The organism is Cystobacter fuscus, from assembly GCF_002305875.1.
Taxonomy (GTDB): domain Bacteria; phylum Myxococcota; class Myxococcia; order Myxococcales; family Myxococcaceae; genus Cystobacter; species Cystobacter fuscus_A.
The window spans coordinates 2,628,909-2,648,616 of sequence record NZ_CP022098.1 but is presented as its reverse complement, the minus strand read 5'-3'; the positions used below and the strand labels follow the sequence as shown (position 1 = coordinate 2,648,616).

Annotated in this window: 16 protein-coding genes and 1 pseudogene; 8 read left to right on the top strand and 9 right to left on the bottom strand. The window is 67.9% G+C overall.

Annotated elements, in window-relative coordinates:
- The first annotated feature begins 15 nt into the window (after positions 1 to 15).
- The 3 genes from CYFUS_RS11030 to CYFUS_RS11020 all read left to right on the top strand — a co-directional run bounded on the left by CYFUS_RS11030 (position 16) and on the right by CYFUS_RS11020 (position 6,281).
- Positions 16 to 1,260, top strand: a complete 1,245-nt coding sequence (locus CYFUS_RS11030) for a lanthionine synthetase C family protein (RefSeq protein ID WP_095985184.1) — start codon at positions 16 to 18, stop codon at positions 1,258 to 1,260.
- A gap of 15 nt (positions 1,261 to 1,275) precedes the next feature.
- Positions 1,276 to 4,560, top strand: a complete 3,285-nt coding sequence (locus CYFUS_RS11025) for a lantibiotic dehydratase (RefSeq protein WP_095985183.1) — start codon at positions 1,276 to 1,278, stop codon at positions 4,558 to 4,560.
- A 191-nt stretch (positions 4,561 to 4,751) separates the two neighbouring features.
- Positions 4,752 to 6,281 carry an ELWxxDGT repeat protein gene (locus tag CYFUS_RS11020; protein ID WP_095985182.1) on the top strand — a complete coding sequence of 510 codons (1,530 nt, stop codon included), beginning with the start codon at positions 4,752 to 4,754 and terminating at the stop codon, positions 6,279 to 6,281.
- Between the two features lie 25 nt (positions 6,282 to 6,306).
- On the opposite strand, the gene CYFUS_RS11015 is transcribed toward CYFUS_RS11020, so the two are convergent.
- Together CYFUS_RS11015 and CYFUS_RS52550 are read right to left on the bottom strand one after the other, a co-directional pair.
- Entirely contained in the window at positions 6,307 to 6,750 is a 444-nt protein-coding gene (locus tag CYFUS_RS11015; protein ID WP_095985181.1) for a hypothetical protein, read from the bottom strand.
- Positions 6,751 to 6,864: 114 nt separating this feature from the next.
- Positions 6,865 to 7,308 (bottom strand): annotated as a pseudogene (locus tag CYFUS_RS52550) (hypothetical protein); the annotation flags it as partial.
- Positions 7,309 to 7,517: 209 nt separating this feature from the next.
- On the opposite strand from CYFUS_RS52550, the gene CYFUS_RS11005 reads away from it, so the two are divergent.
- A complete protein-coding gene (locus CYFUS_RS11005) occupies positions 7,518 to 9,128 on the top strand; it encodes an Eco57I restriction-modification methylase domain-containing protein (protein ID WP_095985180.1) in 1,611 nt (536 codons plus the stop codon).
- Complete coding sequence (locus tag CYFUS_RS11000; RefSeq protein ID WP_198316537.1) at positions 9,097 to 10,107, top strand: BsuBI/PstI family type II restriction endonuclease; 1,011 nt, start codon at positions 9,097 to 9,099, stop codon at positions 10,105 to 10,107. Before CYFUS_RS11005 ends, CYFUS_RS11000 begins: the two co-directional genes overlap by 32 nt.
- Positions 10,108 to 10,238: 131 nt before the next feature.
- On the opposite strand, the gene CYFUS_RS10995 is transcribed toward CYFUS_RS11000, so the two are convergent.
- On the bottom strand, positions 10,239 to 10,718 hold the full coding sequence (locus CYFUS_RS10995) for a ferritin-like domain-containing protein (RefSeq protein WP_095985178.1): 480 nt from the start codon (positions 10,716 to 10,718) through the stop codon (positions 10,239 to 10,241).
- Between the two features lie 532 nt (positions 10,719 to 11,250).
- Here CYFUS_RS10995 and CYFUS_RS10990 point away from each other — a divergent pair.
- Positions 11,251 to 12,516: a porin gene (locus CYFUS_RS10990; RefSeq protein ID WP_095985177.1), complete on the top strand. Its 1,266-nt coding sequence runs from the start codon at positions 11,251 to 11,253 to the stop codon at positions 12,514 to 12,516.
- Between the two features lie 52 nt (positions 12,517 to 12,568).
- On the opposite strand, the gene CYFUS_RS10985 is transcribed toward CYFUS_RS10990, so the two are convergent.
- From CYFUS_RS10985 to CYFUS_RS10960, 6 genes are all read right to left on the bottom strand, one after another.
- On the bottom strand, positions 12,569 to 14,299 hold the full coding sequence (locus CYFUS_RS10985) for a DUF4832 domain-containing protein (RefSeq protein WP_095985176.1): 1,731 nt from the start codon (positions 14,297 to 14,299) through the stop codon (positions 12,569 to 12,571).
- Between the two features lie 46 nt (positions 14,300 to 14,345).
- Positions 14,346 to 14,840 carry a DUF4112 domain-containing protein gene (locus CYFUS_RS10980; protein WP_095985175.1) on the bottom strand — a complete coding sequence of 165 codons (495 nt, stop codon included), beginning with the start codon at positions 14,838 to 14,840 and terminating at the stop codon, positions 14,346 to 14,348.
- Between the two features lie 147 nt (positions 14,841 to 14,987).
- On the bottom strand, positions 14,988 to 16,280 hold the full coding sequence (locus tag CYFUS_RS10975; RefSeq protein WP_095985174.1) for a hypothetical protein: 1,293 nt from the start codon (positions 16,278 to 16,280) through the stop codon (positions 14,988 to 14,990).
- A gap of 24 nt (positions 16,281 to 16,304) precedes the next feature.
- On the bottom strand, positions 16,305 to 16,640 hold the full coding sequence (locus CYFUS_RS10970) for a hypothetical protein (RefSeq protein ID WP_071901196.1): 336 nt from the start codon (positions 16,638 to 16,640) through the stop codon (positions 16,305 to 16,307).
- 278 nt (positions 16,641 to 16,918) lie between these two features.
- Complete coding sequence (locus CYFUS_RS53855) at positions 16,919 to 17,299, bottom strand: hypothetical protein (protein WP_095985173.1); 381 nt, start codon at positions 17,297 to 17,299, stop codon at positions 16,919 to 16,921.
- Between the two features lie 174 nt (positions 17,300 to 17,473).
- Positions 17,474 to 18,145, bottom strand: coding sequence for a DUF2231 domain-containing protein (locus CYFUS_RS10960; RefSeq protein WP_095985172.1), 672 nt, complete (start codon positions 18,143 to 18,145; stop codon positions 17,474 to 17,476).
- Between the two features lie 263 nt (positions 18,146 to 18,408).
- Between CYFUS_RS10960 and CYFUS_RS10955 the strand changes: the two genes are divergently transcribed.
- Both CYFUS_RS10955 and msrA read left to right on the top strand, forming a co-directional pair.
- Positions 18,409 to 18,627, top strand: coding sequence for a hypothetical protein (locus CYFUS_RS10955; RefSeq protein ID WP_095985171.1), 219 nt, complete (start codon positions 18,409 to 18,411; stop codon positions 18,625 to 18,627).
- A gap of 217 nt (positions 18,628 to 18,844) precedes the next feature.
- Positions 18,845 to 19,615: a peptide-methionine (S)-S-oxide reductase MsrA gene (gene msrA / locus CYFUS_RS10950; protein WP_198316536.1), complete on the top strand. Its 771-nt coding sequence runs from the start codon at positions 18,845 to 18,847 to the stop codon at positions 19,613 to 19,615.
- Positions 19,616 to 19,708 lie beyond the last annotated feature (93 nt).

Below are 19,708 nucleotides of genomic sequence, written 5' to 3'. Positions count from 1 at the left end.
GACGGGGGGCAATCCATGAAGAACTGGACGACATTGCTGGACGGCGAGCTGCGGGAACGAGCACTCCAGACCGTGGATGAGATCGCCGAGGTGCTCCAGGTCAGTCAGGGATTGGAAGGGCCCACGCTCTCGGGGGGACTCGCCGGACGCGCCCTGCTCTTCGCCGAGCTGCAACGGGGCCGGCCCCAGCTCGGCCACGGCGGCCACGCGGAGCGGCTCATCCACCAGGCGGCGCTGGCCTTCGAGGAAAAACCCTTGCTGCCCTGGCTCCACGGGGGCTTCTCCGGAATCGCCTGGTCCATCGAGCGGCTCGGCACCCTCGGCCTCCACGGACTCGAGGACATGGACGAGATCGACCAGGCGCTGCTCGAGCTGCTCTCGCGGCAGCCGTGGAGCGCGGATTACGATCTCATCCGTGGCCTCGTGGGCCTGGGCGTCTACGCGCTGGAGCGCCTGCCACGCCCCCTCGCCGTCCAATGCCTGGAGGCCATCGTCGCGCGGCTGGAGGAGCGCTCCACCCGCGCGGGCTCGGGCCTGTCGTGGTGGACGCCTCCCCATCACCTGCCGCCCCACCAGCGCGCCATGTACACCGCGGGCTGTTTCAACCTGGGCGCCGCGCACGGCGTGCCCGCCGTCGTCGCCCTGCTCGCGTTGATCTCCCGCACGGGTGTGGCGGAGAAGAAGGCACGTGCGCTCGCCCAGGGGGGAGCGCGCTGGCTGCTCGCCAACGCGCTCCCGGACAGCCCCGGCGCGCGCTTTCCCTCGGCCGTGGCGCCGGGCGTGGACGTGACGCCCTGCCGCTCGGCCTGGTGCCACGGCGACCCCGGCGTCGTCCTGTGCCTCGTCGTCACCGCGCAGGCGCTCGGGGACGTACAGCTCGAGCGCGAGGCGCTGGCGCTCGCACGCGAGGCCGCCCTGCGCCCCGTGGAGGAGTCCGGCGTGTGCGACGCGGGCCTCTGCCATGGCGCGGCCGGCCTCGGCCACATCTACAACCGGCTCTACCAGGTGTCGGGAGACGCCACGTTCAAGCACACCGCCACCGAGTGGTTCACCCGCACGCTGCGCATGCGCCGCCCCGGCGAGGGCGTGGCCGGCTTCGTCTTCTGGTCCTCGCCCACCGGCAAGAACGAGGACATGGGCTGGATCGCCGACAAGAGCCTGCTCCACGGCGTCACCGGCACCGCGCTCGCCCTGCTCGCCGCCGCCCAGCCCCACACCCCGATGTGGGACGGCATGTTGATGGCCTCCATCCCCGCTTGATCCGGCCCGCTCCCCATGAAAACCGCACAGACCGAGAACATGTCGCGGGAGTTCCCCTTCGCCCCCTCCGGGTTCTTCGTGCTCCGCACGCCCCTGCTCCCCTTCGATGAGCTGGACACCTGGGGACAAGGCCTGGAGGCCCCCCGCCTTCCGCCGGGCCTGCCCCTGGAGCCGGCGCTCCAACGCGACCGCGCCACGCTGCGCGCGCGCCTGGCGGAGATGGTGCGCCGGCCCGAGGTGCGTGAGGCGCTCTTCGTGGCCTCGCCCGGCTTCCACGAGCACCTGGAGCAGTGGGAGCGCGCCCCCGAGAGCGAGCAGGGAGTGAAGCTGGAGCGCGGCCTCGTGCGCTACCTGTCGCGCATGGCCGGCCGGCCCACGCCCTTCGGCCTCTTCTCGGGCTACTCCGTGGGAGAGCTGGGCGAGCACACCCGGCTGCGCACCGGGCCCCGCGAGCGCTACCAGCGCCACACCCGCCTGGACATGGACTACGCGTGCCTGCTCGCGGAGGCGTTCTCCCGCTCGCCCGAGCTGCGCCCCCACATCCCCCACCGGCCCAGCACCAGCCTCTACCGCGCCAGCAACCAGCTTCACTACGCCGAGCGGCGCCTCGCGGCACGCCACCGCGCCTACCACCTCATGGCCATCGAGCCCACCGAGTACCTCGAGGCCGCGCTCGCCCGGGCCCGCCACGGCGTGCGGCCCGAGGAGCTGGCGCGCTTCCTCGTGGAGATGGACCCCGACGTCAGCCTCGACGAGGCGAGGGGCTACGTCGACGAGCTCATCGACAGTCAGCTCCTCGTGTCCGAGCTGCAGCCCCCGGTCACCGGGCCCGAGGCCCTCCCCGAGCTCATCTCCCAGTTGCGCCAGCTTCCCGGCACCACGTCCCTCACCGAGGCGCTGGGCGCCGTCCAATCCTGCCTGGAGCACCTGGATCGGGAGGGGCTTGGCGCGTCGAGCGAGCGCTACCTGGACGTGGCGCGCATGCTGGCGAAGCTGCCCGTCCCCGTCGAGCTGCCGCGGCTCTTCCAGGTGGACCTCATCAAGCCCGCCCCCGAGGCCGTGCTGGGCAAGGAGGTGCTGCGCGAGCTGGAGAAGGGGGTGCGGCTGCTGCACCGCCTCCACCCCTCGCCCCCGGAGGATGGCCTGGAGGCCTTCCGCGACGCGTTCCTCCAGCGCTACGAGGGCCGGGAACTGCCCCTGCTGGAGGTGCTGGACGAGGAATCTGGCATCGGCTTCATGACGTCCGGCGCCCCGGACGCGCGAGTCGTTCCCCTGCTCGAGGGGCTCGCCCTGGGCGCGCCCCGGGAAGCACGCGCCAGCTTCGGCGAACGCGAGGCCCGGCTGCTGCACAAGCTCGAGCACGTGCAGCGCACGGGCAGCCAGGTGATGGAGTTGAGTGACGAGGACCTCGCCCACCTGGAGAACCCGTCCCGCGCGCCCCTGCCGGATGCCTTCATGGCCATGGCCACCGTGGCGGCCGAGTCCGAGGAATCGCTCGCCCGGGGCCGCTTCCAGGTCCGCCTGCACATGGCGGCGGGTCCCTCGGGCGCCAACGTCCTGGGCCGCTTCTGTCTGGGGGACGAACAGTTGCACCTGAAGGTGCGCGCGCACCTGCGCGCCGAGGAGTCATCGCGCCCGGACGCGGTCTACGCGGAGATCGTCCACCTGCCCCAGGGCCGGGCCGGCAACATCCTCGCCCGCCCGGTGCTGCGCGGCCATGAGCTCACCTACCTGGGCCGCTCCGGCGCCCCCGATGATCGGCAGCTCGACGCGTCCGATCTGCTCATCTCCCTCCAGGGCCGCCGCATCGTGCTGCGCTCGCGGCGGCTGGGGCGCGAGGTCATCCCCCGGATGACCAACGTCCACGACCACGGGGCTCGGAACCTGGGCCTGTACAGGTTCCTGTGCACCCTGGCCACCCAGCACCAGTGCGGCGCCTTGCAATGGAGCTGGGGCCCGCTCGCCCACGCCCGCTTCCTGCCGCGCGTCACCCACGGGCGGCTCGTGCTCTCCGTCGCCCGGTGGAGCTTCTGGCACGACACCCTGGAGGGACTCGGCGCGATCACCGGCGCCCAACGCTTCGCCGCCATCCAGGCGCTCCGGGCCGAACACCGCCTGCCCCGCTTCATCGCGCTGGAGGAGGGCGACCAACTCCTGCCGATCGACCTGGACAACGTGTTGAGCATCGACACGCTGGTGCAGCGCATCAAGGACCGGCCCCGGGTGACGCTGGTGGAGCTGTTCCCCCGGCCCGAGGAGCTGTGCGCCCACGGTCCCGAGGGCCGCTTCCACCACGAGGTGGTGGTGCCCTTCGGCCGCACGCGCCCCGCACCCGCCGAGCCCCGGCGGCTCCACGAGGTGCCGGTGCCGCGTCCCGAGCTCTCCGCCCGCGGCTTCCTGCCCGGCTCGGAGTGGCTGGACGCCAGGATCTACACCGGCGCGGCCACCGCGGACCGGCTGATGATCGGGCTGTTGGCGCCGCTCGTGCGCGCCGCGCTGGCCTCCTCCGCGGCCGACGGATGGTTCTTCACCCGCCACGCGGACCCGGACTGGCACCTGCGGCTGCGCTTCCACGGCGCGCCCGAGCGGCTCCAGGAAGTGCAGCACGAGCTGATGAGCATGCTGTCGCGTGCCCGACGAGATGGGCTCGTGTGGAAGGTGCAGCTCGACACCTACGAGCGCGAGGTGGAGCGCTACGGGGGCGCGGAAGGGGTGCGGCTGTGCGAACGCCTCTTCCAGGTGGACAGCGAGGCGACACTCCAGTTGTTGGAGCTGCTCCGGGACGACGAGGGCACGGAGGCGCGCTGGCGCTTGATGCTGGCCAGCATGGACTCCCTCCTGTCCGACCTGGGCATGGACCTGGATGCGAAGCTGCGGCTGGTCACCGTGCTGCGCGAGGGCCTCGGCCGCGAGTTCCACGTCCAGCGCGCCACCGAGCACCAGTTGAGCGAGCGCTATCGCCGCGAGCGGCGCGGCCTCGAGCAACTGCTCGTCACGCGCCGGGTCCAACAGCCGGTGCTCACCCAGGGCCTGGCGGTGCTCGCTCGGAGATCAGAGCGGCAGGTGCCCATCACCACCGCGCTCCGGGCCCTGTCCGAGGCGGGAAGACTGCGAGTGCCGCTCGCCGAGCTGGCGGGCAACCTGTTGCACATGAATGCCAACCGCATGGCCCATTGCTCGGTCCGTGAGCAGGAGCTCGTCCTCCATGACTATCTCCGCCGCCACTACGGCTCCCTTCGGGCCCGCCAAGGCCAGACATCGCCGAAGCGGCCCGCCGTGATCCTCAGCACCGCGATTTGAACTCCGAGCCCCCGCGCCCATCTGTTCAAGAGGCCACGTTACATCCCAGCGGGGTCTCTTCCTCCGAGGACGAGCAGTGAAGACCCCCTCCACGAGGGGAATGCGGAGGCGGGTTTCTCGCTGACCACCACTGGACGGATCGCCACGCCCTGCCCAACATTTCCTCTCAACCCAGACAAGTTGAGGTGGGGATGGATGCGTGGCGTAGCGCGGTATTGCTCTGCTCGCTGATGGTGGGATGTGGTGGTGGGCTGGGCCCGGAATCCCCCACGCCGGACAACGAACTTCCGCCCGCGGGTATGCCCGCCGGAGGAGGAGGCGACCGCGCGAGTGCTCCACCGGCCCGTCCGACACTGGGCACCGCGCATCTCGTCAAGGATGTCTTTCCGCCCTCCGACCGCCCCGCCCGGACCGACCCGGGCCCCTCGAGCCTGGTGGACTTCCAGGGACGGCTCTTCTTCGCGACCCACTACGAGGACGGCACCCACGCCCTGTGGGCGAGTGATGGGACCGAAGCGGGCACCGTGCGGGTGAAGGACTTTCCCGCGCTCACGGACACGACCACCGACCTCGTGACGGAGCTGACCCCCGTGGGCGCCCAGCTCTTCTTCGTCGCGGGAGACGCGGCGCACGGCCCGGAACTCTGGGTCACCGACGGCACCACCGGCGGCACGCGGCAGGTGAAGGAACTCACACCGGGCATGGGCGGCGACTCGGCGCCCTACAAGCTCACCGCCGTGGGCGGCCAGCTGCTCTTCTTCCGTTACATCCCCGGCACGGACAGCGGCCACACCGAGCTGTGGAGGAGCGATGGCACGGACGCGGGCACGGTGCTCGTGCGCGACATGGGGCCGGACTCCTCGCTGAGCTTCTCGCAGGTGCTCGTGGGCAACACCCTCTTCTTCGTCTTCACGGACGCGGAGCATGGCACCGAGTTGTGGAAGACCGACGGCACGACCGAGGGCACGGTGCTGGTGGCGGACATCCAGGCCGGCCCCGCCAGCGCCTACCCCGCCCATCTCCAGAAGCTGGGCACGTCCGTGTTCTTCCTCACCTCGACGCCTTCCTACGGCAGCGAGCTGTGGCGCACGGACGGCACGAGCGAGGGCACGGTGCGCGTGCGAGAGCTGTCCGCGGACTCGGATGGCCCCATCCCCAACCTGATGGAGGGCCCGGGCCGCCAGCTCTTCCTCACGCTCACCACGCCGTCGGATCACCTCCTGCGCCTGTCTTCCCTGACGGTGGACGACACGGGCGCGGTGCAAGAGCGGCCCGTGGCGACGCTGCCCAATGCCTTCTCGGATCAGCCCGATTCGGATGCCCTCATCGGCACCTCCACCGTGGCGGGCGGCCGGCTCTTCTTCAGCGTGAACATCTCCTCGTCGGGACCGGCGCCCCGGGACGTGCAGCTCTGGATGACCGATGGAACGGCGAACGGAACGCAGCAGGTGTCCCGGCCCCTGAGCTTGTCGGATGAATTCCAGAGCGAGCTGTTCACCCTGGATGATCGCATCCTCTACAGCAACATCGGCGAGGGACAGGGCCTGGAGCCCTGGGTGAGCGACGGAACGGCGGAGGGAACGCGGCAGCTCCAGGATCTCGCCCCCGGGCAGGACTTCTCCTATCCGCACGACTTCACCCGCGTCGGTTCCGCCGTCTACTTCACGGCCTACACGCCGGGCCACGGCGCCGAGCTGTGGGTGCTGCCGCTGGAGGGATAGTCCCAGTCCGAGGACCCGCGGAGGGCTACGGTCCCACGCGGGTCAACGTGGCGTTCTGGAAGAACTCCCCCGGGTAGAGCTTCCCCCAGGCGGTGGCCGTCACGCGGCCCGCCATCTCGAAGTGGCCCTGGCCGTCCACGAGCGCGACCGAGCCATGCACCGCGGAGAGGGTGAAGAGGACGCCGTTCTCGCTCCAGGCGCACGAGGTTCCGGGTTCGAGCAGGGCCCGCGCCTCCTCGACGTGGGCGCTCAGGGAACACCCGCCCGCCACATCGGAGAGGAGGAGCTCCACGACCGTCCCCTCCGAGACGCGCCAGGTCGCCGACACGGGTGAGGACAGGTGACCCAGCCCCGGAATGCTGTAGTGGGCGGTGCCGGTCATCTCGTAGAGGCCGAGCCACTCCTGACGGGAGGCATCACACCCGAGCGGGATGAATAACAGACACAGCAGGAAGGCCAGACGTGGCATGAGGGCTCCGCGGGAAGAACAGGTTCCCAGGAGCCTGTGCAGAAGCCCTGCCAGACCGTCCCCGAGGAGCGAGGCTCGCGCGCCACGTCCACGCGCGGAGCCCCACGTCCAGCGTCAGGAACGATGGCGCTCGGCTACGCGGTAGAGCTGCGTGAGGGAGTGATCCAACAGCGACTGGCGAGAGCGCATGTACTGGCGAGCCCGGGCAAAGGGAAACCAGACGCGGTTGCCCACGAGCACCTGTGCTTCTCCGAGTTTCTTGCGCGATATCCATCTCCCGCCGAGGTGACGCACCAGAACCCCACCCAGGTAACCACCCACTGCCGGAACAGCCCGTTCGTCGATGACACGCCGCTCGAACTGGGAAGAACGTGGTGCTGCGCCCGAGCAAGGTGCGCAGCACGGTATCGAAGTCGAGGTATGGCTGGAGGTGAACGAGCAGCCGGACCTGGGCCTGGCAAGCTTCCTCGCTGGCGAGGTCCGCAGCGGTGGGCCACATCCTGGGAGTTCCTCCACCCAGTGGGCGGGCGTGGACAGCACGCGCTCACGGCCAACAGCGCCACACCTGAACAGGTGTACCGGAATCAACCGCCCTGTGGAGAACCCAGGGTGCTACAAGCCCGTACCGATTCGGGTCTATGCGGGTGTTTTCCCCTGTGATACGCGGAGATTGAGCAGAGCTGAACCACCTCATGCTGAAATGTGGACCCTTGCAGGATACGGTGCAACATAGACGCGCACACACGCACACTGCGCGAGAGCCACCTATGCGCACCAAGCCCGTCATCGAACTGCTGGATGCACCCGAAAGCGCCGCTCTTAAGCCGACCGAGCTTGTGGACCAAGTGGAGTTACTGCGCCAAGCGGCCAACCGCGAACTGGACCCGGAGCAACGCTCCGAGTTGGGCCAGTTCATGACGCCTGCCCCTGTCGCGCGGCGAATGGCCTCCTTTTTTGAGGTGCATCGCCCCAGCTTTCGACTCTTGGATGCGGGTGCCGGCGTCGGCTCGCTCACGGCAGCCTGGGTTGCTGAGATGCTCGCTCGCCCCCATCGACCCGAGAGCATCTCCGTCACAGCGTACGAAGTGGATGAACTCTTGGTGGAGTCACTCCGGCGCACAATGGCCCTGTGCGAGGACCTGTGCGCGCGGTACGGGGTGCGCTTCGAGAGCACAGTGCACCAGACGGACTTCATCCAAGATGGAGTCTCCCTGGTGAACGGTGGGTTGTTCGCCTCGAGCCATCCCGACTTCGACTGCGCCATCCTCAACCCGCCCTACCGCAAGCTGAACACCGGCTCGAGGCAGCGCCTCTTATTGGATTCCATCGGGGCGGGCACCACGAACCTCTACACGGCATTCCTCTCCCTGGCCGTGCGGCTGCTCGCCCCGGGAGGGGAGATAGTGGCCATCACCCCACGTAGCTTCTGCAATGGCCGGTACTTCAAACCCTTCCGGGTGGACTTCCTCTCGAAGATGGCACTCCGGGAGCTGCACGTCTTCGAGTCACGAAAGGCCGCATTCGCCGACGACGACGTGCTCCAAGAGAATGTCATCTTGCATGCCGTGAAGGAGCGCCAGGGACAACGCCTGACAGTGTCCTCCAGTTCGGGGGCGGCAGAAGGTGATTCCACGAGCCGTCAGGTGCCGTTTACACAAGTGGTGCACCCAGACGACCCGGAGAAATTCATTCACGTCTCCCCGAACAGGCTCAACGACCGCGTGGTGGAGCGCCTCGGCAAGCTGACCCACAGCCTTGTCGACCTTGGGCTGACCGTCTCGACAGGTCGGGTCGTGGACTTCCGTGCACGCGAGCACCTGCGGATGGTGGCTGGTCCGGGTACCGTACCACTCATCTGGCCAGGTCATCTCTCGGGCGGTCGCGTGGCGTGGCCCAAGGACTTCAAGAAGCCCAACGCGCTGGCCGAGGACTCTGAAACCGACGCGTTGCTGGTGCCCACGGGCACCTACGTTCTGGTAAAGCGGATCTCCGCCAAGGAGGAGAAACGGCGGGTGTCAGCAGCGGTATTCGACCCGCGGCATGTGCCGTGCGAGCGCGTCGGCTTCGAGAATCACCTCAACTACTTTCACCAGCAAGGTAGCGGCCTACCAGCAACCCTCGCACGAGGACTGGCGGCCTTCCTCAACTCGACCCTCCTCGACACCTACTTCCGGCAGTTCAGTGGGCATACCCAGGTGAATGCGGGCGATCTGCGCAACCTCAAGTATCCTAGCCGCCAGCAGCTAGAGACCCTGGGCCAGAACATCTCCGACTTTCTCCCTGCCCAGGAAGAGCTCGACGCCATCATCGAGAAGGAGCTGTTCTCCAATGTCGAGGAAACGCGACGTGTCGAGGAAGCAGAGCCAGCGCGGCTCTAACGTGTCCGAGCCGATAGCGGCTGAACCGACGAGGGTTGAGCAGGCTCAGAGCATCCTGAAGGATCTGGGGATGCCTCCGGCGCAGAGCAACGAGCGCTCTGCGCTCACGCTCCTGGCTCTTCTCGAGCTGCCGCCGGACGCCCCTTGGCGCCAAGCCTTCGAGCCCCTAAGGGGAGTAACGGAGTTGATGGAGTTCATCGCCAAGCATTACCGTAAGGAGTATGCGCCGAACTCGCGGGAGACCATTCGACGATTCACTCTGCACCAGTTCGTGGACTCCGGTCTTGTGGAGCGCAACCCCGACAAACCCGACCGCGCCATCAACAGTCCTGACACCGTATACAAAGTGAACAACGCAGCATTGCAACTGCTCCGTACCTACGGAACGAACAAGTGGCCAGAACGGCTACGCGCGTACCTCAAGAAGGCCCCTACTCTGCGAGAGATATACGCAAAGGCTCGCGAGATGCACGAGTTACCAGTTACACTCGCGCCGGGTTTGGTTGTCTCGCTTTCTCCAGGAGGACAGAACGAGTTGATCAAGCTCATCGTGGAACAGTTCTGCTCCAAGTTCACTCCTGGTGGTCGCGTACTCTACCTGGGTGATGCTGGGCAGAAAGAGCGATTCTTCCCTCGTGAAGAGTTGGCTGCACTTGGAGTGCAAGTAGACAAGCACGGCAAAATGCCCGACGTAGTGGTTCACCACGTCCAGAAGAACTGGCTCCTCCTCATCGAGGCAGTAACAAGCCATGGCCCAGTGAACCCCAAGCGCCACGAAGAACTGAGGGAACTCTTCAAGAACTCTCGGGCAGGTCTCGTCTACGTTACGGCATTCATGGATCGGCAGACCATGAGCAGGTTTCTCCCCGAGATCTCCTGGGAGACCGAGGTATGGGTGGCGGAAGCTCCGACGCACATCATTCACTTCAATGGAGAGCGCTTCCTTGGACCCTATGAAGACGAGGCGGCATCTGGCTGAACTCTCGACCGAGTCAGCCCCGGGGACGTGGCTCTCCAGCAGTTTGCGTGGACCCCTCGTGCAGTCGGTTGGCTGCACGTAAGAGGCTCGCCTGCTTGACGCCGACAAACCACAGGAAGGGCGGGAGAGTACTACAATGGGATCGGCGTCTCCGCGTCCTGCTCCCACATCCGCGTGCGCGACGCCTTCAGCACCCAGAGCAGGTGGCGCTGCTCGTCCGCGAAGTTGCGATCGATGAGCGTGCGGATCTCCTGCGTCCAGTCCTCCTTGAGGATGCGCTCGTAGGTCTCAGTGGTGATCTGCTCGCCATCCACCATGGCCATGAAGACGGCCTCCAGGGGCATTCCCTCCTCGATGGGAGTGAAGCCGTGGAGGTCACACTGCTCGGCGTTGACCCCGATGCACGCCCGCTCCCCACCGAACCGCTCGATGCAGTCGTTGAGTTCCCGGATGTGGCGCAGATGATCGGAGCGGAACTCCATCAGGGCCTGCTCCGCCATGGGTACGGCGAGGATCCTCAGCGCCGCGTCGTAGAGCATCACCGCGTCGACGTCGATGTGCAGCAGTTCTTGAAGCGACGACAACATCCTCGAGTCCATGCTCTGTGCCATGGCTTGTGCCTCCACCCTGGGCCGGACCTGGAGCCGGTCACGATTGAAGGTCACCACGCACCGCCCGTGCCACCAGCCGGCGCTCCTCCCTCCCCGGGCCTCCACACACGGCCCCAAGGGGTCTCCTGAAGCCTCGCTCCCAGCGGTCCCGGACAAGCTCGAGGCGCCCCCATGGGGTGTCATGGGTATGGGCGACGAGGAGTTTCCTGGAAGCTGGGGACGACAGGGCTGGCTGGCACGCGCCCGACCCGAACGGGCCGGCCTGCCTGGAGGCTCGCCTCGTGGGCCTCGTCCGCCCGGCCTCCTGCTCGATTCCTGAAGACCGCCGGGCCATCATCCGCTATAACGGATGCCACGGACCGCCCTTTCCTCCTGGGGCATCCGCTATCTTGGACACGTCCATGACGAGCGTCTGCCGTCTCCGGTGTTGACCCTCATCGCTCCAGCCACGCCTCCCGCCCGGGCCGACCTCGCGCGTCCGAGCGGATGGAAGACCCCGCCGCGACAGCGGTGACCTTCAGGAAATCCCTCCATGCACTCGCACGTCTCCCCGCGCCCTTCCGGCGCGATCCGTCTGCTTTTGGCGTTGTTCCTCGCGGTGGCGGCCCCTGCCCGGGGCCAGGGCACATCCACCCCCGCGCAGCCCTCTCCGGAAGGCCCCGCGCCCTCCGCCCCCACCCCTCCGGCCGAGCCCTCCACCACCATCACCGCCGAGCCCGGTCGCGGCATCGTGGTGAAAACGGGAGACCGCTTCTCCTTCGGGCTCCGGGCACGCATCCAGTTGCGCGACACCTTCCTCCACTTCGACCGGGACGACACCAACGAGATCCAGGTGCGCACGCTGCGTCTCATCGTGGGTGGCAACGTGCTGGTGCCCGAGCTGCGCTACAACATCCAGCTCGCCTTCGGCGGCAATGACTTCGAGACGGGCAGCTCCTCGCCCATCTTCGACGCCTTCGTGGAGTACACGCGCTGGCGCGACGTGAACATCCGCGTGGGTCAGTTCTTCGTGCCGCTCGACCGGGCCCGCACCATCCGCGAGTTCGCGCTCCAGTTCGTGGACCGGCAGCAGGTGGTGCGCGAGCTGAACCTCGACCGCGACGTGGGCGTGATGCTCTCGTCCAACAACCTCTTCGGTCTGAACGAGTGGCTCGGCTACCAGTTCTTCATCGGTGGAGGAGACGGGCGCAACCGCTTCGCGGCGTACGCGCCGGGCCCCCTCACCGTCCTGCGGCTCACGCTGCGGCCCTTCGGCAACTTCGATGATGACCAGGAAGCGGACCTGACGCGCTCGGCGAAGCCCCGCCTGAGCCTGGGGGTCGCGGCGGCCTACAACTACCGGACGTCGCGCCGCAACAGCACCATCGGAACGGCCTTCACCGCCGGCACGGCCAACTACAGCCACCTGGCCGCGGACGTGGTGTTCAAGTACCGGGGCTTCTCCCTGCTCGCCGAGGGCCTGTGGCGAAAGGCCAACACGGACGTGCTCGAGCAGACCACCGGCACCACCACCAGCCGCGACGTGACGCGCTCGGGCTACGGCTACTTCGTGCAGGGGGGCCAGTTGGTGAGCCCCCAGGTGGAGCTGACCGCGCGCTGGGAGCAGCTCTTCGCCCGCAGGGGCACCGACCCGCAGCTCGTCCAGCTCGTCGACACCCAGGGCAAGCAGGTCGGCGCGGGCTTCAACGTCTATCTCAACGGGCACGCCTTCAAGCTGCAGGGCGACTACTTCTACATCTTCGGCTCCACGGGCGAGCCGCGCCACCTCGCCCGGCTCCAGCTCGACGCGAGCTTCTGATGGAAAAGACCCGGGGCTGGCGCCCTCGTCACCGGCACCAGCCCTCACGGACCTACTGCACCGTCACCGTCCGCTGCAGGTTGTTGAAGCCAGTGGAGGCTTCCCAGACGTTCTGGTTCGCCAGTTGGATGGCGTACTCCGGACGGGTGCTCAGCGAGGACGCCGGATCCGGAAGGTTCAGCAGCAGGGCATAGCTCCCAGCGGGCACGGTCGTCGGAATCGTGACGGACGGGCCGATCGACGTGGTCGTCCCCGCCAGCCAGCGGCGCGGATCCACGGAGAGGGGCACGCGGTAGACGGCGCCGCTCGAGGTGTTGCGCAGCACCAGCTCGACCGACCGGGGGTTGAAGGGAGCGGCCCAGCCCTCGTTCTTGATCTGGATGTCCAGGGGCATGGCCGCGCCACGGGTGGCGGTCGCCGGGAAGGTGGCGGACACGAGGGAGAACCTGTAGCCGAGCCGACGATCGATCTCGGGCCGGCATCCGCCGCTGGTCCAGCCATTGACGACCGGGAGCGCGTAGTCGACGTTCAGATAGGAGTAGTGGAACAACGCCATCTCGCTCAACGCGGTGGCGCAATCCGAACGCGGCGGGTTGAGCGCGCACGTCTCTCCGCCCATGGCGAGGTAGTTCGTCTCGGCCGACAGGTAGGAGTACTCGACCGACGGGTTCACGTAGGTCCCGAAGTCGGTGGAGCTGGCCAGGAAGCAGTCGTTGTGGTGCCCGATGCGAGCGTTCGCCGAGCCGTTGTAGGCCTGCGCGGCGGAGATCGCCGTCGTGCCATACATCGTGCGCTTGAACTGGGGCGTGCGCAGTTGGACCATGCGCGAGGCCGGGAGGACACTGAGCAGCTTGTCCACCACGGCCTTTCGGTTGTTCCAATCCGTCTGCGACACGTTCCCCAGGTTGCCGAAGTTCTGGGTGTAGTACCACTCGCCCCAGGCACCGATGAGTCCCGTCTGCACCACCGAGATGACGTCACTGTTGGCGCTCAGGTACGGCGCCAGCTGATCCAGGTGCGCGGTGACGCGGCTCAGGGGCGCATCATCTCCGGTATCCGAGGCGGTATAGGCGAAGCGGACGATCATCTTGAGCCCCGCGGCCCGGACGGTGTTCGCCTGCCGTTGGAAGCGATCCAACTGCGCCTGGCTGATGGGGCTGTTCTTGAACTCCGACAGGTAGAAGATGCAGATCACCTGGGTGATCTTCTCGTTGGTGCGGTAGGCGCTCAACGAGGAGGCAACGAAGTCGGTTTCGTTGCAGTTATTGATATGGTGATAGAAGCCCCGCTCCGGGTTGGCGATGTTGGCGCTGCTCGCCGTGTACTGGGTCGTCCCCGTACCCGGGTTCGGGTTCGTGCCGCTGTAGACGTGGGTGTATTTGGCGGACGTCTCGAGCGGTGCCTCGATCTGGAAGACGACATCCGCGTCGTTCGGGGTCGCCGTCTCGCCAATGTCCGCACGCGCGACCGTCCACTGCACGGTGCCCGCCGAGTCCGTGTACGTCACCGTCTTGATGAACTGCCAGTTCCACCCGCCTCCGACGTTCGCGTACAGGGAGTTGTTCTCGAGGAGGTAGTCCGCCCCGATCCCCTGTTGGGCGAACCCGGTCGCGGGATTGCGGTCGACGTCGATGTACGCGCGCCGGTAGGCCGGAGTCCCGCTGTACTGGAACTGGTATTGGACGGAGGTGGCGTCGTTGCCCACCACCACCGCGGAGATGGCCGCATGGGCGGGCGAAGACGTGAGCAACAGGCTCGCCAGCAGAAACATCGCTCTACACATGAACACTCCTCGACGACTGGGTTGAACAAGGGGCGCGAGCGGAGGCTCAGCCCTGACTGCCAATGGAAGCGAGGGCACGCACGGCCAGCACGGCGAGGGTCACCGACAGGGCCAACAGCGCCACCAGCGACACCACGATGCCGAGCACCCACGCCTGGCTGGCGCGGCGGGTGGCGATGGGGGCCACCAGATGATTCTCGAGCAGGCTCACGTTGCGCATATTGGCCTTCCAGGCCGCATCGAAGACATCGCCCAGGAAGGGGACCGCGCCCACGACAGACTCCACCGCCACGTTGCCGACCATGCGCAGCAACACCTCGCGCGAGGCGCCCAGGCGCACGGCCTGCCAGATGATGTAGCAGGAGAGCAAGGCGCCCGCCCAATCGCCCACGACGGGCACCAGACCCAGCACGGCATCCCAACCGACCCGCAGGCCTCCAGGCAGTTGGATGGACGTGTCCAGTTGCCGAGCCAGACGGCGAACCTGCTCGAGCGAGGCGGAATCAGCGGGAGAACGTATGGAGGCGGACAGTGGGCTCATAAGCGCGCGGCAGAGGAGCCCTCCCGGCGAGGGCCGTCAACGCCGGTCCGTGGCCTTCATCGGGTACGGCACACTCGGGTTCGCGGCCACCGCTCAGCGGTCATGGGCATATCGCACGAAACCCGATAGAACGTCAAAGCAAGAAAATTATGTAAGAACTTGAGACCGTTCCCGGGAATGCGCTCTCTCGAAACGCGGGTCGATCACCAACACCTGACGCGCTCGCGCGGGGAGCGAGCCATACAGCCGGAGCACGTCCGGAGTCTCCAGGGGCTCCGCCAGGGATTGGCACCAGCGCAGCATCTCGCCGAGAGCGGCATCACCGCGTTGCCGCCAACGCCCATCCGTCGCGACGCGGTGGCGGATGCGCGCCAGCGCCGCGGTGGAGACACCCCACGGCATGCTCCCCCGGGTGATGAAGTACAGGCGGCGCAAGAACGGGCCGATGCCAGGTTCGCGCCGGAAGTGCCGGAAGGAGCCACGCGAGAAGACGAACCGCTCACCCTCCTGCTCGTGCACGGCCTCCCGGTCGAAGTGCCCGGAACGGAAGTGGCGGGTCCGATACAGACTCGGGTCGTAATGTCCGGCCTCGCCCTTGAACCAGGCCAGGTTCTCCTGGCGACGACGGAAGCCGTGGGCCAGATCATTGAGGTTGCGCTTCACCTCGACCACGCCCAGCACCTCGACCGGCTGCCCGGGGCGACGCGGCTGACGGATGATCAGCTGATCGAGCTCGGTCCGCGCCGCGCCGAGCCCCACGCCCCGGAGCACCCGGAGGCGAGTCGCGTCTCCACGCCGCAGCAGGTCGGGCACGATGAAGCGCCACGTCAGCGGGAGGACCTGCTGCTCGAAGGACTGACCCGCGTGCCCGGAACGAAGCCCCTGGTCGCGCGACAACTCGGCCAGCTCGGCCTCCGCGCGATCCAGTCCGAGGCGTGAGCGAAGCTGCTCCAGCTCCGCGCGGATCCGGAGCAGGTCCCGCCGCGCGGGGCTCGCGTGGATCAACAGCGCCTGCTCATCCAGAAGAGCCTGCCGCCTGGCCTGGAAGGCGGCGAGCTTCCCCCGCGAGCCCGACAGCTTTTCCGCGTCGGTCATCCGTGCCAGCGCGGCACCCAGCCCGGCGATCGCCTTGTCCGTCCTGGAGAGTTCCTCTTCGAGTTGGAGGAGGCGCTCCGCCTGGGAAGAGGCCTCATCCGCGGCGAGGGCATGACGGAGCGTCCGCTCCAGGGCCTGGAGCTCGGGGTGGGCTTGTCGCAGGTCCCGGATCCTGACGCGCTGGACGAAGGCTGGATCCACCTCCCAGCGGGAGAGCTGCTGGCCGAGCCAGTGGCGAAAACCGTCCAGGTCGAGCCCGCGCAGGTCGACGGCCTGCTCCAGCCAGCGGCGCAGTGCGCGCGTTCCCCGGACGACGTGGAGGGAGGAAGAGGAGGAGGTCACCATGGGCGCGGGACCTCCCGGGGTCGCCTAGAGGTCTCCCTCGAGGGCATCACGCACCCCCGGTAGCCGGGCGAGCAACTCCAGCTCGGCGGCCTTGAGGTGGGACACCCGGCGGCCGGCGATGCGCTCGAAGTGCAGCTCGATGCGGTGCTCGCCCTCGTCGTTGACGTGGCGGAAGAGTCGGGCCCTGCGCCCTTCCTTCACGCAGGCGAGGATGTCCCGATGGATGCTGTTGAGCCGGCGGAACACCTTCAGCGCCATTCGACCCTCGGGGGTGTCGAACGTGTGGAAGTGCCGGTTGCGCGACAGCGGCTGGGCTGGGTCATGGAGCCTCTCCACGAGGCGCCGCACGAATGGGTCCATCGACGGCGCAGGATAACATCCACGCCCCCTCATCTCAGCGATGGATTCGCGTCTTCCTCGTCCGCCCTGTCCCCCGCCATCGTGGCCCTCGCTCGCCTGCAAGGAGCCGGGGAAAAAGAAAAGGCCCCGAGGCGAGTGGCCTCGAGGACCTTCTCCTGGTCACGCCAGGCTCCACGTGAAAGACCCGTCTTGGGGGGGACGAGGCGGCCTTCCCTCGTGGAGCCGGGGACCTGCCCACGACGTTCGTGCGCGTGACGTCCGCGCATCGGTCCTTGACCTCAGCGGCGCGTGTCGTCCGAGCCCGAGTGGGAGCCACTGCCCATGTTGTCCGAGCCGGAGCCGCCGCTGCCCGTGCCGTTCAGGTCATCACCCGCGCCCTGGGAGCCAGCGCCCATGCTGCCCGTCCCGGAGCCGCCAGTACCGCTGCCCGTCGTCCCCAGGTCGCTTCCGGAGCCACTGCCCACGCTGCCCGCGCCACTCGTGGCGGTATCATCCCCCAGGGTAGAAGAATCTCCACCTTGCATGGTCGACGAGCCGCTCTGGTTCATTCCCGCGCCACCCGTGCCTCGCTGGTCCTGCTGGTCACCACTCTTGCACCCCGCGCCCAGGAGAAACACAGCCGCCGCCGCACCCACGACCAAAGCCTTCACATGCCGCATGACGCATCCTCCTCCGGTGTATGGGTTACCACTGAGAGGAGGTTAAGTACTGGTCACTCGGCGCAGCATTGGACCCGAAGACAAGCCTCGCGACATGCCGCCCGATCCCCTACCCCCCTGGCCACCCGCCTGTTGCCACGAGGGCTCTACCTGGGGCTGTCTGGCCATCCCGGCTCACATCCGGGGCGCATCGGAACGCGGCTCGGTGGAGTCCGGGACCAGGGCCTCGTCCGGCATCGGGGGGCTCTCATAGCCCCGGCCGAATCCCTTCGCGCCGGAGTGCAGCGGGCGGGACCCCTCCCAGATGCTCCTCGCGCGGCGGAACAGCCAACGCACCCCCTGGAGCGCGTCGCGCACGAGCGCTCCGGGCGCCTCGCGCGACAGCAGCGGCGGTCCCTTCAACGTGCCCGACCTGGCATCCGCCGGCATCGGGTTGATGCCCACGCCCAGCTCGTAGACCATCTTGCCGCCGAGCGTGGCGGTGTACAGCGCCGCCGAGTTGGCGAGCAGCGCGATGAGGCTCTGGGTGAGCGAGGGAGGACGGTTCAACCGCCACAGCGTCACGCCCACCGCGCCCAGCGTGACGACGGCATTGCCCATGCCGTGGAGGAACACCATGTCCCGCGCGCGGGGATCCTCGAGCCGCACCTCCTGAGAGGAGGCCAGTCCGGCCACGCCGGAGAAGAGAGCGCTCAACGTGCCTGCCACCCACAGCCGCCGGCCCACCTTCGCCCAGGCCCGATCCCCGCTCGCCACCGCGATGAAATCGGCCACCGTCGCCGTGGGCAACAGGGCCAGTGGAGCGTGGACGACGGACGGGTGCAGTTCGTGAAGCAGCATCTTCATGGCCATTCCCCCGTGTTGAAGAGGGCCCGTGACTCGGCCGCACCGGCCCCCGTGATGAGTGGAGGTTAGGCACCGCCCGCGCTCTCCGCCTCCTCCCGGGTCTCGAGCCCATCACCCGGGGCTCGTCCCCACGCTCGGAGGGTATCCGCGATGCCGCGCGTCGGGCGTCCATTCGCAACAGGGAGCGGACAGGCCCGGGCTCCTGCTCGAACCAGTCGCCCCATGGGCAAATTCAAGGAGTTGCACGAACAGGAGGTCCACACATGCAAGAGTCGGAAAAGGAACGTGGCGCCACGGCTCCCCCAGGTTCCGACCCGCCCCGCGAGGGCGCCCGGCCGGAAGAACACCGTTCACCCGAGCCAGACGCCATCCCCTCCACCCCCGCGGGCAAGGCCAACGCGGGGCCCAACGAACCGCCCGAGGGCTACGCGCTGGACACCATCACCGACGGCGACGGGAACTACATGGAACCGCCAGATTGAGCACGCGGAGCACTCACGCACGAACAGCCATGGGGCCCATCCCTCCGCGGCGCTCCCCACCCACCAAACGCGAGGAAACATGCGTGGGGGCTTGAAACCCCCGCGCACCTCCTCTTCCCTGAGTTCCGGAGCATGAACGAAGGCTGAAACAAGCCAGGGGCTCCCGCGTACATAGGGAGAGAGCGCCCACGCCGGGCGCGTCCGGAGGCCTGAATCCATGTCGTCCGACCCCGTTGTCCCTCCCCTCGCCCGCCGCGCCTCGCCAGGGGTGCCGCGCCGGTTGTTGCCCGCGATGCTGGCCCTGCTCGGGGTGTTGAGCGCGTGCACCGAGGCGCATGGCGCCCCGCCGGGCACAACTGCCCCCAGCGCCGAGACCCTACCCGCCGCGCGGAGTCAGGACGCCCGGAAGCCCACGGGCGGAGGCACGGCACCGGGCACGCCGCGAGAGGCGGTGACACCGGTGGCGCCCACGAAGGGCACGAGCGAGGAGGCCACCCGGGAGACGGCGTATCTGGCCGGAGGGTGCTTCTGGGGGATGGAGGATCTGCTGCGCAAGATTCCGGGCGTCATCGAGACGGAGGTGGGCTACACGGGCGGCGCGAAGCTGTTCTCGCGCCCGACGTATGACGACGTGCACACGGGGCGTACGGGGCACGCGGAGGCCGTGCGCGTGGTCTTCAACCCGAAGCTGCTGACGTACGAGGCGCTGCTGGAGAAGTGGTTCTTCCGCATGCACGATCCGACGACGCTCAACCGGCAGGGCAACGACGTGGGCACGCAGTACCGCTCGGCGATCTTCTACCTGTCGGACGAGCAGCGCCGGGTGGCCGAGAAGGTGAGGGCCCGGGTCGACGCGTCGGGCAAGTGGAAGCGACCCGTCGTCACGGAGATCACCGCCGCGGGAGAGTTCACCCCGGCCGAGCAATACCACCAGGACTATCTGGTGAAGAACCCGGACGGCTACACCTGCCACTACATGCGCGAGTGAGCCAGCAGATGAGCGGCGCTCAACGCTTGTTCCGGGGAACCGTGGGAGGACGAGGAAGCTCGTACCTGGGCCTATGGGGAATCTGCTCGCGAG

What these genes read in the sequence shown, in the direction of transcription:
- CYFUS_RS11020 (WP_095985182.1), top strand. Translation starts at nt 4,752, where the DNA reads ATGGATGCGTGGCGTAGCGCGGTATTGCTCTGCTCGCTGATGGTGGGA.
- CYFUS_RS53855 (WP_095985173.1), bottom strand. Translation starts at nt 17,299, where the DNA reads ATGCGGCATGTGAAGGCTTTGGTCGTGGGTGCGGCGGCGGCTGTGTTT.
- CYFUS_RS10960 (WP_095985172.1), bottom strand. Translation starts at nt 18,145, where the DNA reads ATGAAGATGCTGCTTCACGAACTGCACCCGTCCGTCGTCCACGCTCCA.
- CYFUS_RS10955 (WP_095985171.1), top strand. Translation starts at nt 18,409, where the DNA reads ATGCAAGAGTCGGAAAAGGAACGTGGCGCCACGGCTCCCCCAGGTTCC.
- CYFUS_RS11005 (WP_095985180.1), top strand. Translation starts at nt 7,518, where the DNA reads ATGCGCACCAAGCCCGTCATCGAACTGCTGGATGCACCCGAAAGCGCC.
- CYFUS_RS10980 (WP_095985175.1), bottom strand. Translation starts at nt 14,840, where the DNA reads ATGAGCCCACTGTCCGCCTCCATACGTTCTCCCGCTGATTCCGCCTCG.
- CYFUS_RS11025 (WP_095985183.1), top strand. Translation starts at nt 1,276, where the DNA reads ATGAAAACCGCACAGACCGAGAACATGTCGCGGGAGTTCCCCTTCGCC.
- msrA (WP_198316536.1), top strand. Translation starts at nt 18,845, where the DNA reads ATGTCGTCCGACCCCGTTGTCCCTCCCCTCGCCCGCCGCGCCTCGCCA.
- CYFUS_RS11015 (WP_095985181.1), bottom strand. Translation starts at nt 6,750, where the DNA reads ATGCCACGTCTGGCCTTCCTGCTGTGTCTGTTATTCATCCCGCTCGGG.
- CYFUS_RS10975 (WP_095985174.1), bottom strand. Translation starts at nt 16,280, where the DNA reads ATGGTGACCTCCTCCTCTTCCTCCCTCCACGTCGTCCGGGGAACGCGC.
- CYFUS_RS10970 (WP_071901196.1), bottom strand. Translation starts at nt 16,640, where the DNA reads ATGGACCCATTCGTGCGGCGCCTCGTGGAGAGGCTCCATGACCCAGCC.
- CYFUS_RS10985 (WP_095985176.1), bottom strand. Translation starts at nt 14,299, where the DNA reads ATGTGTAGAGCGATGTTTCTGCTGGCGAGCCTGTTGCTCACGTCTTCG.
- CYFUS_RS11030 (WP_095985184.1), top strand. Translation starts at nt 16, where the DNA reads ATGAAGAACTGGACGACATTGCTGGACGGCGAGCTGCGGGAACGAGCA.
- CYFUS_RS10995 (WP_095985178.1), bottom strand. Translation starts at nt 10,718, where the DNA reads ATGGCACAGAGCATGGACTCGAGGATGTTGTCGTCGCTTCAAGAACTG.
- CYFUS_RS10990 (WP_095985177.1), top strand. Translation starts at nt 11,251, where the DNA reads ATGCACTCGCACGTCTCCCCGCGCCCTTCCGGCGCGATCCGTCTGCTT.